The 12930-nt window shown below is 36.6% G+C and carries 9 protein-coding genes; 5 read left to right on the top strand and 4 right to left on the bottom strand.

Annotated features, from left to right (window positions below; all coding sequences use genetic code 11):
- Positions 1–64 precede the first annotated feature (64 nt).
- Positions 65–2551 carry a ligase-associated DNA damage response DEXH box helicase gene (locus tag BST93_RS00585; RefSeq protein WP_105017702.1) on the bottom strand — a complete coding sequence of 829 codons (2487 nt, stop codon included), beginning with the start codon at positions 2549–2551 and terminating at the stop codon, positions 65–67.
- 139 nt (positions 2552–2690) lie between these two features.
- Here BST93_RS00585 and BST93_RS00580 point away from each other — a divergent pair, with 139 nt between their 5' ends.
- The gene (locus tag BST93_RS00580; RefSeq protein WP_042276335.1) at positions 2691–2993 is read left to right on the top strand and encodes a hypothetical protein; all 303 of its coding nucleotides are present in this window, start codon (positions 2691–2693) and stop codon (positions 2991–2993) included.
- On the opposite strand, the gene BST93_RS00575 is transcribed toward BST93_RS00580, so the two are convergent.
- Complete coding sequence (locus BST93_RS00575; protein WP_105017701.1) at positions 2994–3533, bottom strand: alpha-ketoglutarate decarboxylase; 540 nt, start codon at positions 3531–3533, stop codon at positions 2994–2996.
- Positions 3534–3649: 116 nt separating this feature from the next.
- On the opposite strand from BST93_RS00575, the gene BST93_RS00570 reads away from it, so the two are divergent.
- Both BST93_RS00570 and odhB read left to right on the top strand, forming a co-directional pair.
- Positions 3650–6400: a 2-oxoglutarate dehydrogenase E1 component gene (locus BST93_RS00570; protein ID WP_105017700.1), complete on the top strand. Its 2751-nt coding sequence runs from the start codon at positions 3650–3652 to the stop codon at positions 6398–6400.
- 3 nt (positions 6401–6403) lie between these two features.
- Positions 6404–7687: a 2-oxoglutarate dehydrogenase complex dihydrolipoyllysine-residue succinyltransferase gene (gene odhB / locus BST93_RS00565; RefSeq protein WP_060523334.1), complete on the top strand. Its 1284-nt coding sequence runs from the start codon at positions 6404–6406 to the stop codon at positions 7685–7687.
- A gap of 72 nt (positions 7688–7759) precedes the next feature.
- Here odhB and fabD read toward each other — a convergent pair whose 3' ends face one another.
- Both fabD and BST93_RS00555 read right to left on the bottom strand, forming a co-directional pair.
- Positions 7760–8644, bottom strand: coding sequence for an ACP S-malonyltransferase (gene fabD, locus BST93_RS00560; protein ID WP_105017699.1), 885 nt, complete (start codon positions 8642–8644; stop codon positions 7760–7762).
- An 87-nt stretch (positions 8645–8731) separates the two neighbouring features.
- Complete coding sequence (locus BST93_RS00555; protein ID WP_308736845.1) at positions 8732–9655, bottom strand: dihydrofolate reductase; 924 nt, start codon at positions 9653–9655, stop codon at positions 8732–8734.
- Between the two features lie 20 nt (positions 9656–9675).
- On the opposite strand from BST93_RS00555, the gene BST93_RS00550 reads away from it, so the two are divergent.
- Together BST93_RS00550 and BST93_RS00545 are read left to right on the top strand one after the other, a co-directional pair.
- Positions 9676–10758 carry an aminotransferase class V-fold PLP-dependent enzyme gene (locus tag BST93_RS00550; protein WP_105017697.1) on the top strand — a complete coding sequence of 361 codons (1083 nt, stop codon included), beginning with the start codon at positions 9676–9678 and terminating at the stop codon, positions 10756–10758.
- Positions 10759–10777: 19 nt separating this feature from the next.
- Positions 10778–12874 (top strand): T9SS type B sorting domain-containing protein, encoded by a 2097-nt coding sequence (locus BST93_RS00545; RefSeq protein WP_105017696.1) that lies wholly within the window; start codon positions 10778–10780, stop codon positions 12872–12874.
- Positions 12875–12930 lie beyond the last annotated feature (56 nt).

The raw sequence follows: 12930 nt of genomic DNA, 5'->3' as shown, positions 1-12930 counted from the left end.
TTACTTTTCTCAAGGCGTTTAGACTTGATTTATCACAAAACTTATTTACTGGAAAATAATACAATTATTCCCATTTCAATTGCATTCGTTTAATGCGGTCAGCTAGTTTTTCACTCGATAATTTAGCTCTCAATCTATCGGTAATTATTGGGAATGAAAAGGGTGTAGGTTTATCACACTGATTCCAGATGATGTCTTGCGACTTTATACGTTCTAGGCTTTCGCGCAAGCGGTATTCTTCTATTTGTTGCTCGTAAGTTTCTGTATAGGCTTGTCGCAAGAGAAGATTATCTGGTTCATTGTCTTTGAATACTTCAAATAATAATTGACTGCTATTTTGTAAATGTTTTGTTTTAATGATTTTGTTGGGATAACCAGTAAAGACCAATCCTGCAATTACTGCGATGTCTCTAAACTGTCTTTTAGCTAATTCTGTGGCATTAACACTAGCTATCATATCTTGGGATAGCATATCGGGTGTAAGTAGGTTGTTATCCAATAGGTCTTGCATATTAAAAGGCTGATCACTTAGTAATTCAAAACCGTAATCGTTAAAGGCAAGTGAAAAAGAAATGGGCTGAAGCAAACTTACTCTATAAGCGATCAAACCTGCCATGGCTTCATGAACAAATCTTCCTTCAAACGGATAAAATACCGAATGGTATCCTTCTCTAGTTTTAAAGGTTTCTATTAAAAATTGATCAGGTAGTGGTATGATGCTTTCTTGTTGTTGACGTTTAATAATATCTTTAAGAGCTTGCACCTCTGGTGATTTCTTTTTCCCTGTTTGAAAATTTATCATCTCTTCCCTAAGCAATTCACCTAATTGAGAGCTCAGCGGTAAACGACTACCTTGCCAATTGCTCACTTGTCCTTTCTTTTTATTTGAAATGCGTACTTGTGCTACCATTCCCTTTAGTCGTACAAATTCTAAAGTGCGTCCAGCAAATACAAACACATCACCACGATTAAGTTTGCTTATAAAATACTCTTCAATAGTTCCTACATATCCACCTGTCACGTATTTCACAGTCACATCTTGTCCCGTAACAATGGTTCCTATTTGTAATCGATGTCTCATCGCTATTGCTCTAGAATCGATAAAATACCGACCGGTATCATCTATTTCTACTTTTTTATATTCATCGTAGTTACTTAAACTATTGCTTCCATGAACAATAAAATTGAGACACCATTGCCATTCATCCTGGCTAATGGATTGAAAGCAAAAAGTTTGTTTAATTTCCTTATAAATTTGATCGGGATAAAAACCACCACCTACTGCTAGTGTACATAGATATTGAATGAGCACATCGTAACATAATAGGTAGGGCAGCCTGTCTTCAACGGCTTGATTTGTTACCGCTTTTTGCAGCGCACTTGCTTCAATAAGTTCAAGTGCGTGTGTAGGTAAAAAGTAGATTACACTGGTCTCTCCAGGTCTATGTCCACTACGACCAGCCCTTTGTAAAAATCGCGCAACCCCTTTTGGACCACCTACTTGGATGATTGTTTCTACCGGTGCAAAATCTACTCCTAAATCTAATGATGAGGTACAAACACAAGCCTTTAACGACTCATTGCGTATCGCGTTTTCTACCCATATGCGAGTTTCTTTATTAATAGATCCATGATGCATAGCTACCTCACCAGCAAATTCTGGATGGCTGCTCATCAATGCTTGAAACCATATTTCACATTGCGCTCTTGTGTTTGTAAATATTAAAGTGCTTTTACTGGAGTTTATTATGTGTACAACGTCTTCCAATAAGTGCAAACCTAAGTGGCCTCTCCATGGCATTTTATCCATCTTTTTGGGGATGATGGATTGTACCTTAATGTCCTTTTTAATATTTGCCTTTATTAAAACACAATCTTTAGGGATTACATTGTCATTCAATTGCGTATTATGTTCGTGGGTAGGAACGCCTAATAAGACATCTTGAGCCTGATTTAAATTTCCAATGGTAGCACTAATTCCCCAAATCCTTATTCCTGAACTTATTGTTCTCAAACGGGAAATGGCTAGTTCCATTTGTACACCTCGTTTAGTGCCCAGCAGCTCATGCCATTCATCAATGACTAGAGCTTCACACGTTTTAAAAGTATTATTACAATCTTTACTTGCTAGTAATAAATGTAAACTTTCAGGAGTTGTAATTAATAAATCGGGCATGCTCTTTTTTTGAGCGCTTCTTTCCTTGCTCGATGTATCACCTGTTCTTATTCCCACTTTAAAGGGTAATTCAATAGCATCTACAAAGGATTGTGTGGTTTGTGCAATTTCATTCGACAGAGATCGTAAAGGTGTTATCCAGACAGCTTTTAATCCTTTACTGGGCTTTTTCTTATAATCGGGATTTTGTTTGATGTAATTTAACACAATCGCGATCCAAAGAGCATACGTTTTACCACTACCCGTTGGTGCATTGAGCAAGCCGTGTTTTCCTTTTAAAAAGGCATGCCATGCGTTTTTTTGAAAAGGAAACGGTGTCCATCCTTTGTCTTCAAAAAAAGTTTCGGCAATTTTAAATAGATCTTTATTGGTCATGTATTGAGTATGCTATCCAATTTTACTCTTTTTGTCTGTAAAAAGTTGTTACTATTACCTTAATTTGTTGTTTGAGTGAATTATTAAATGATTCGCTTTCGCGAAAGCGTGAAACAAACCATTTACAAAAAAGTATAAAATGTCTCATCAATTAGAGCTTATTAAAGATAAGCTGCAACGACATCACGTGTTTTCACTTTATCGCAATCAAATCAATAAAGATTTGGAGCGCAGTGGTTATCCAGTTGTGCAGTCTGACACGCCGGACGAATTTCTGGAATCCGTTATCCAATTATTATCAGACGCAATAGAAGATAGCGATCCCAAGTTACAGCAATTGTATTACCTGGCAGATGTGCAGGAACGACACTTGGAACATGGTATAGTAATAGGGTTCTTGTATCGAGAATGGGTGAAAATTCAATTTAGATTGAGGCAATAATTAGAAGAGTAATCTTACAAATGGTTGTAAACCATTGTTGTAGATGCTTTTATCATCATTGTAAAGAATGTCATACCTAAATCCAATAACAAAATTCCCTTGTCGATAACCAGCACCTAGAAATAGTGCAGGTACCCAGTACTCTCTATCCAAAGCACTGTTTTCAAAATTTTGATTCACGTAGAAATATTCAAAATCCGCGCTTACCTGTAAATAATCAATAGGATTTGCAATACCAATTATACTAGCTCCATAAATATTTGACGAGAAATCTTGAAAACTAGCATTATTAACATCTCTTTCAGAATAGCTGTAATTTAAGCCTAAACCAACCCCAAAATTAGGTTTAAGTTGATAAATAGCTTGTGGAGCAATAATGATTGAGGTGAAATTGTTATTAAATCCAGCTCCAATATTTCCTCCAAATCTTACTTTATTCCAAAAATCTGACTCTGTGGTAGTAGACTGACTGAAAGATTTACAAATTACCAAGGTAAAAATTATGAAAAATGCAATAATGTTAGAATGTCTGTTTTTCATTATTCTGAGTTTTAGGAATTTCAATCGTTATAAATATACAAAAGTCGATGTCAAGCGAGCACTTTTCTTTACTTTTGCTATCATATTTGAAAAAAAGGAAATTTCCTTACAATTTTATGGATAAGTATTCATTTCTGAACGCAGCACACACTGCTTACTTTGCTCAGCTTTACGACGAATATTTGATCAATCCAGATCGCATTGAACCTTCATGGAGAGCTTTCTTCCAAGGCTTTGATTTCGGTATGGAAAGTGCTCATGAAGGTGACTTAGTAGTAGAACATCAGGGAAGCAGCGTTACAGTTCCCGATAATGTTAAAAAAGAATTTCAAGTTGTTAAACTTATAGATGCCTATCGTTCTAGAGGACATTTGTTTACAAGAACAAATCCGGTAAGAGAGCGACGTAACTATGACCCTAAATTAGATATCCAGAACTTTGGATTGTCTAATGAAGATTTGGGCAAAGAGTTTGACTCTGGAGAACTTATAGGTATAGGAAAAGCTACACTTCAAACTATCATAGATCATCTTAAGATGGTTTACTGTGAAAGTATAGGTGTAGAGTATATGTATATAAGAAAACCAGATGAGGTAAAGTGGATACAAAACTGGTTACACCAAAATAATAATCACGCAAAATTTAATGAAAATCAGAAAAAACAAATTCTGAAAAAATTAAACGAAGCAGTATCTTTTGAATCTTTCTTACATACAAAATATGTAGGTCAAAAAAGATTCTCATTAGAAGGTAACGAGTCTTTAATTCCTGGTCTTGATGCATTAATTGAAAACGCTGCCGATAAAGGCGTTAATCAATTTGTACTAGGAATGGCACACCGTGGACGTCTTAATGTTCTTACCAATATATTTGGTAAGCCAGTAACTGATATCTTTTCAGAATTTGATGGAAAGGATTATGAACAAGACATCTTTGATGGTGATGTTAAGTACCACTTAGGTTACACAAGCAAGCGCAAGACTGATAATGGAAATGATATTAACATCAATATTGTTCCTAATCCATCACACCTTGAAACTGTAGGAGCGGTCGTAGAAGGTATCGCAAGAGCTAAACAGGACATGCACACGCCTAATGATATGAGTAAGACCTTACCTATCGTATTACATGGTGATGCTGCTGTCGCTGGACAAGGGATTGTTTATGAAGTGGTGCAAATGGCACAGCTAGAAGCTTATAAAACAGGAGGAACCATTCATGTTGTTGTTAATAATCAGGTAGGTTTTACAACTAATTACTTAGATGCTAGATCAAGTACATATTGTACTGATATAGCAAAAGTTACTTTATCACCAGTTCTTCATGTAAATGCCGATGATGCCGAAGCTGTAGTCCATGCGATGAATTTTGCGCTAGATTACAGAATGGAGTTTGGGCGTGATGTTTTTATTGACCTATTAGGTTATAGAAAATACGGTCACAATGAAGGTGATGAACCTATGTTCACTCAACCCCAATTATATAAAGCAATTAAAAAGCATAAGAATTCTAGAGATATTTATGCTGATAAATTGCTTAAAGAAGGACTGATCAATAAGGATCACGTAAAGAATCTTGAGAAATCCTACAAAGAAGGATTAGAAGAAGAACTAGAGAGTTCGCGAAAAAAAGAAAATACCATCATCACACCTTTCATGCAAGATGAGTGGGAAGGATACCACACAGCAACTGAGGATAAAATGATGGAAAAAGTGCCTACTGGAGTAAAAAGAGAGGTGCTTGAAAAAATCACCAAAACAATCTCCCAACTTCCAGAGGATCGTAATTTCATACGTAAAATCAAGAAAATTGTTGAGGTTAGACAAACCATGTTTGATAAGGATGAGCTAGACTGGGCAATGGGAGAACACCTAGCCTATGGTAGCTTAATGCTTGAAGGATATAACATACGTATGAGTGGTCAGGATGTAGAACGCGGTACATTCTCACACCGTCATGCAGTTGTAAAGTCAGAAAATCAAGAGCAAGAGTTTATCCTTCATAACAATCTAGACGCAACTGGTAAATTTGAGATTTACAATTCACATCTTTCAGAATATGGTGTTGTAGGGTTTGAGTATGGATATGCACTAGCTAGGCCAAAAACATTGACTATTTGGGAAGCCCAGTTTGGAGATTTCTCAAATGGTGCACAGATTATGATTGACCAGTATATCAGTGCTGGAGAAGATAAGTGGAAAAACCAAAACGGGCTGGTAATGCTTTTACCACATGGTTATGAAGGTCAAGGAGCTGAACACTCTAGTGCTCGTCCAGAACGTTACCTGCAACTATGTGCTAGAGATAATATGTTTGTTGCAAATTGTACAACTCCGGCAAACATGTTCCACCTATTGCGTCGTCAAATGGTTGTGGATTATCGTAAACCACTTATCGTGTTCACTCCAAAATCATTGCTTAGATTACCGGCAGCGGTAAGTAAAGTAGAAGAGTTTGAGAATGGACATTTCCAAGAAATTATCGATAGTGATGCTGGTGATTCCGCTTTCGCGAAAGCAAAAACACTAGTGTTTACATCAGGTAAATTCTACTACGATTTATTAGAGTATAGAAAAGAGAATAATCGTAACGATGTTGCAATCGTACGTATTGAACAACTATTCCCTTTACCAGTAAATCAAATTCAAGAAATTATAAAAAATTACGGTAGCGAGGACATCGTTTGGGCTCAAGAAGAGCCTCGTAACATGGGAGCATATGCTCACTTACTACTGCACATGCCAGAAACAAGAAACTGGCGAGTATGTTCAAGAAATATGTATGCCGCACCAGCAACGGGTAGTGCAACTCGTTCAAAATTGCGTCATAGTAAAGTAATAGAAGACGTTTTTAATAACAATAAGTAAATTATGGCTCTAGAAATGAAAGTGCCTTCACCAGGCGAGTCGATTACAGAAGTAGAAATCGCAGAATGGCTCGTTGCCGATGGCGACTGGGTAGAAAAAGACCAGGCAATTGCCGAGGTAGATAGTGATAAAGCAACCCTAGAATTACCAGCAGAAGCTAGTGGTATTATAACCTTAAAAGCAGAAGAAGGTGATGCTGTCGCAGTAGGTGAAGTAGTCTGTTTAATTGATACTGAAGCTCCAAATCCAAATGGAGGTTCTCAAGATGTAAATAACGAGAGCTCAACCTATGAAGGTGGTGATGAAGGTGGTGGACAAGCAGCTGAAAAAGAGCAGGCAAAAAGTGCACCCGATTCAAAATCTACTAGTCATGATAAAGCACCACAACCTACACAGGCTAAAGAGTCGTATGCTACAGGTACAGCTAGTCCAGCAGCTAAGAAAATTTTAGATGAAAAAGGTATTGATGCTGGTAGCGTGAAAGGTACTGGTCGCGATGGTCGTATAACAAAAGAAGATGCGGTAAGTGCAACACCTTCTATGGGAACACCTGGAGCTGGCTCTAGAGGAGTTTCTCGATCTAAATTATCCATGCTGCGTCGTAAAGTAGCAGAACGTTTAGTAAGTGCAAAAAATGAAACAGCAATGTTGACCACCTTTAACGAGGCAAACATGCAACCTATTTTTGACTTACGTAAAGAATATAAAGAAGACTTTAAAGCCAAACATGGAGTTTCTCTAGGATTTATGTCCTTCTTTACCAAGGCAGTAGTACGTGCCCTAGATTTATATCCTGCTGTAAACAGTATGATAGATGGTAAAGAAATGATTACTTATGATTATAAAGATATTTCTATTGCAGTATCAGGTCCTAAAGGATTAATGGTGCCTGTAATACGAAATGCAGAGAATCTAAGTTTTAGAGGAGTAGAGGCAGAAGTAAAACGTCTAGCATTGCGTGCTCGTGATGGACAAATCACAGTTGATGAGATGACGGGTGGAACCTTTACTATTTCAAATGGTGGAGTTTTCGGTAGCATGATGAGTACTCCTATTATCAATCCACCTCAAAGTGGTATTTTGGGAATGCACAATATTATTGAGCGACCAATTGCAGAAAATGGACAAGTTGTAATACGTCCTATGATGTACCTAGCTTTATCTTACGATCATAGAATTATCGATGGTAAGGAATCTGTAGGCTTCTTAGTAGCTATTAAAGAAGCACTAGAAGATCCTATCAATTTATTGATGGATGGCGATGTGAAGAAAGCGCTTGAAATGTAAAACATTTTAAAAGGAATAAAAAAAACCCTATTCTTAATTGAATAGGGTTTTTTGCTTTTGTTCTAGTATGAATTATTCTATAGTTGCACTACTTGTGGTAACTTCTCTATCGATCTTTTTAATCATTCCTTGCAGCGCGCGACCAGGCCCTACTTCAATAAACTCATTAGCACCATCCTTGATCATTTCTTGAATGGATTGTGTCCATTTTACAGGTGCCGTAAGTTGATAAATAAGGTTTGTTTTTATATCGTCGGTATTGTTTAGAGCAAACGTGGTTACGTTCTGGTAAATAGGACAAATTGGTTTTGAAAATTCTGTAGCTTCAATAGCTGCGGCTAGTTCTTCTCTTGCAGGTTCCATTAACGGAGAATGAAAAGCACCACCTACTGGAAGTATTAAAGCACGTTTTGCTCCTGCCGCCTTTAATCTTTCACAAGCTTCCTCAACAGCAGGTACTGCTCCAGAAATTACTAATTGTCCAGGACAATTATAGTTGGCAGCAACAACAGTTCCTTTTACTTCTTTACAAACCTGTTCTACAACATCATCTGTCAAGCCTAAAATTGCGGCCATAGTACTAGACTGTATTTCACATGCGGCTTGCATCGCTAGTGCTCGTTTAGAAACTAGATTAAGTCCGTCCTCAAATTTTAAACAATTTGTAGCAGTAAGTGCACTTAATTCTCCTAAGGAATGTCCAGCTACCATATCCGGATTAAAGGCATCGCCCATCGTTTTTGCTAGAATTACAGAATGTAAAAAAACGGCAGGTTGTGTAACCTTAGTTTGCTTAAGTTCTTCTGCTGTTCCTTCAAACATGATTTTGGCAATGTCAAATCCTAGTTGCTCGTTTGCTTGTTCAAATAAAGCCCTTGCAGAGGCGTGATTATCATATAAGTCTTTTCCCATTCCTGTGAACTGGGCTCCTTGTCCAGGAAAAACGTATGCTTTCATATTAGTAATTTTTCAGGTTGTAAAAGTAGGCTTTTGTAGGTTTACTTGCTATAACTAGTTTGCAGGTGTCCTTTATCTTGATTGTTGTTATTTACGCTTCCAAGTTTCAAAATCAAAAGCATAGTCATGCTTATCATCCCTAGGATGATGTTCTTTATTTATAAGACTCCACTCGTTCGTATCAATTTCTGGAAAAAAAGCATCAGCAGTGAAAGAGCCATGAACTCTAGTAAGTTCAATGTTAGTGGCGTAAGGTAGAGCTAATTGATAAATTTCTCCACCACCTATTATAAACGGTTTTTCATCTTCACTTGCTGCTGCAAGGGCAGTTTCCATGTCGTGGACTACGATGGCCTGTGAGGTTTTGTAATTTTTATCACGTGTGAGTACTATATGAGTGCGATTAGGTAAAGGTTTAGGGAAAGACTCAAAAGTTTTTCTTCCCATAATAATATGATGACCAGTTGTAATAGCTTTAAAACGTTTAAAGTCGTCTGGCAAATGCCATACTAAATCACCATCTTTCCCCAATTCATTATTGCTGCCTGCAGCTGCAATCATGGTCAAAGTTTTATTGTTTGAAGATTGAGATATGATTTTTGTTTTAGGTAAAGGCTTTTCACTATTAATTTTAGATTCAAGCTGTGCGATGCGTTCTTGTTGTTTTTGAACCAATCGGTTGTACTGTTTTTTTTCCCATTCTGGACCCAGCAGTCTATTTGTTATGAATACTTTAAATGCGTGATAAATCAATAATAACAACCAAACAAACAGCACCCATATCCACCATTCCACACCTAGAAATTTTTTAGGTTCACTTTGCATAAGAACTTGTGAGATGATTATTAAACCAATAGCTCCTACAAGGAAAACAACAAAATGAGTGAATAGACCACGTTTTTCCTTAATGCGTCGTTGGGCATTTTCTATAAGTTCCTTTTGTAGAGGATCGATTTCTGGTACGTGTTTCTTTTTAAAACCGAACATGATTAGTTGTATTTTTATACTCAAATGTACAGTATAAAGACTTTATGGACTCATCCCTTATCAAGAATTTAAGAGCAGCTTACCCCATTCTTAATAGGTACACTTATTTAAATGTGGCTAATCACGGGTTGCTTTCTCAAGCGGTCATTAATGAACGCATTCACATACTACATCAATTAAGAGATGAAGGATCAAAGTTTACTAACCTTTCCAGTAATTTGATTGATACCTGCAGGAAACGTCTATCGCAATTTCTTGATTCACATATTGATTACACAGCTTTTGTCCCTAATTTTTCACAAGCTTTTATTCACGTTTTGCATACTCTGGATAAGGAATCTAAATTTTTATTAATTGAAAATGATTACCCATCACTTAACGACGCTGTAAGGCAACGAGGTTTTATTACTCAATATGTTACTATAGACAATGAAATTGAGCAGAAAATCCTAGAAGCTTTTAGAGAGGAAGCTCCTGATTTTTTCTGCTTTAGTATGGTTCAATATATTTCTGGAATTCAATTAAACAATGAATTTATAAAGCAACTTAAACATGAATTTCCCGATACGGTTTTTATTGCAGATTTAACTCAATACGTGGGATGTGAGGAGTTCCGCTTTCGCGAAAGCGGAATAGATATAATCATCGCAAGTTGTTACAAATGGCTACACGCAGGTGATGGAATAGGATTTATTTCAATTCAACCAGATTCATATTCAAAGGTATCTAGTCATTTAAATCAACTTATAAATACTCGTCAGGATAATCGCAGTTTAATGATACAGCAGTTTGAGCCAGGACATGTTGATTTGCTAGCTATATCTTCATTGAATCTAGCTTTAAAAGAAGTAGAAAAAATAGGAATTCAAAATATTGATTTAAGGCATAAAACATTGTCCAAGAATGTATTTCAAGAATTTAAGCAGCGTAAGTTGTTAGATCCATCTGTCATGCACAGAGAATCCCATTCAGGTATATTTAACATTAATGGTGATGAACACTTGTATCAAAAGTTGCTTGATTCAAATATTATTACCTCGTTACGAGGTCCCGGTATAAGAGTGAGTTTTTGTTATTTGAATACTCTCGAGGAATTGCATCATTTATTACACGTACTGGTTAAATAATTAAACCTATTTTTACTAAATGAAGCGTTTTAAATTTTTACAGTTTTTTATTTGTTTAGTGATTGGTTTTTCCTCGGTTGCTCAAAATCCCAATGATTGTACCAATGCCATTTTACTTTGTGGTAATACAGATTTAGGATTAACACCATCAGGAGCTGGGACCAATGATTTTGCAAGCCCCAACAATCAAGTGCCTTTTTGTTATGATTTTCCGGTAGATCAGGCCTGGTTTAGGGTGGAAATTGAAAATACGGGAAGCTTTAGATTTGATTTGGTGCCCGATGTTGCATATGCTGATTATGATTTCGCTGTCTTTGGACCTGTGACAGATTGTAATAATTTGGGAGCTGCAATTAGATGTAGCAGTACAAACCCACAACGTGCTGGTGTTTCAAGTAACACAGGATTAAATGATACAGAGACTGATGTAACAGAAGGTCCTGGTGCAAATGGGAATGGATATTTAAGAGAGATTGATGCTACAGCTGGTGAAGTATATTATATTATTGTAGGACTTGCAGTAGGTACAGGAGGATTTCAACTTAATCCTGGAGGAACGGCAACCTTGCCGCCAGGTCCTATAGCACATCCTGTACAAGATCAAGAGTATTGTGATAACCTAGGGCCACAAGACGGAATTAGAGAGTTTGATTTTACCCAGTTTGACGCTACTATTATAAATGGTCAATCCAACGTAATAGTAACTTACCACGAAAGCTTGAATGATGCTAATATAGGTACTGGTGCATTATCATTTCCTTATACAAATTCAACAAGTACTTTTTCAGTATTTGCTAGAATTGAACGTACTGACTCAAATTGTACTGACTTTACAGAGTTTGAAATTGTGGTTGATGAAAATGGCATACCTAATGATCTTGATGAAGTAGTTGTATGCTCAGTTAATAATACAGAGTCTTATGATCTTGCGGCAAATGTAGATTTATTTGTAGCAAATGCGAGTTCGTACAACATTACCTATCATGATACTGAACAAGATGCTTTTAACGACACCAATCCTATAAATCCAAATGTTACAGCTACTACCACACAAACTTTTTATTTTTTAAAGGTTACCGATCCAGCAGGTATTATTTGTGATTCTGTGGTTCGAGTTCCTTTGAGACTGTATAATCCTCCAGTTGTGCAAAATCCTAATAATTATCTTGTTTGTGATATAGAAAATGATGGGTTAGAGCAAATTATTTTAAGTGATTTAACGTCTGAGATACTTGGTGCTTTAGACCCAAATTTATTTGAAGTAAGGCATTATCTAACTAATAATGATCGCTCAGTACCTACCAATAACTTATCGGGTACACCGCAAATTTCACAACCTGTTACTAGTATTTTTTCTCGTGTTACTGATGTAAATTCAGGATGCTTTACTGATTTAGATTTTAATGTTGTATTGAATAGAACGCCTGACTTAAGGATGCAGGACCCAATAATTATATGCGAAGAGAATACACAGCCTATTACTATAGGTGTGGAATTTGGATTTGAATTCTATGAATGGAGTACAGGTGAAAGTGGACAAGACACCAACACAATTGATGTACTCTCACCGGGATCTTATACGGTAACTGTTACAAACAATGAGGGATGTACCTCTCAGCTGACTATCGAGGCTCTACCATCTTCAAAAGCTACTATTGATGAAATCATCACTCAGGATTTTAGAAATGGCGATAATACAGCTACAATACTGGTAAGCGGTTCTGGAGACTACGAATTTTCAGTAGATGACGGTGCTTATCAAAGTTCTAATTTCTTTGATGGATTGTACAAAGGCTATCATGATCTAAGGGTGAGAGATAGAAACGGATGTGGTGTAATTTTTGCCACTTTTGTAACATTGGATTATCAACGTTTTTTTACTCCAAATCAAGATGGCTTTAATGATTACTGGACATTTGACGGACTTAAAGAATATCCAGGAGCTCAACTTTTTATTTATGATCGTCATGGTAAGTTACTTAAGCAGCTATCGCCAGATACAGTAGGTTGGGATGGTACGTATAATGGTAACCCTTTACCTTCATCCACTTATTGGTTTACACTAGAGATTGAAAATAGACCAAAGGTTTCAGGAAGTTTTGCTCTGGTTAGATAAAAATCGATGAATCGCATTTATTTTAATTGAATTCACCGATTAAAACGGTGTTAAAT

The organism is Nonlabens tegetincola (genome assembly GCF_002954355.1).
GTDB classification, from domain to species: Bacteria; Bacteroidota; Bacteroidia; order Flavobacteriales; family Flavobacteriaceae; genus Nonlabens; species Nonlabens tegetincola.
The sequence above is the reverse complement of the archived record's forward strand: the minus strand, read 5'-3'. Positions and strand labels throughout refer to the sequence as shown.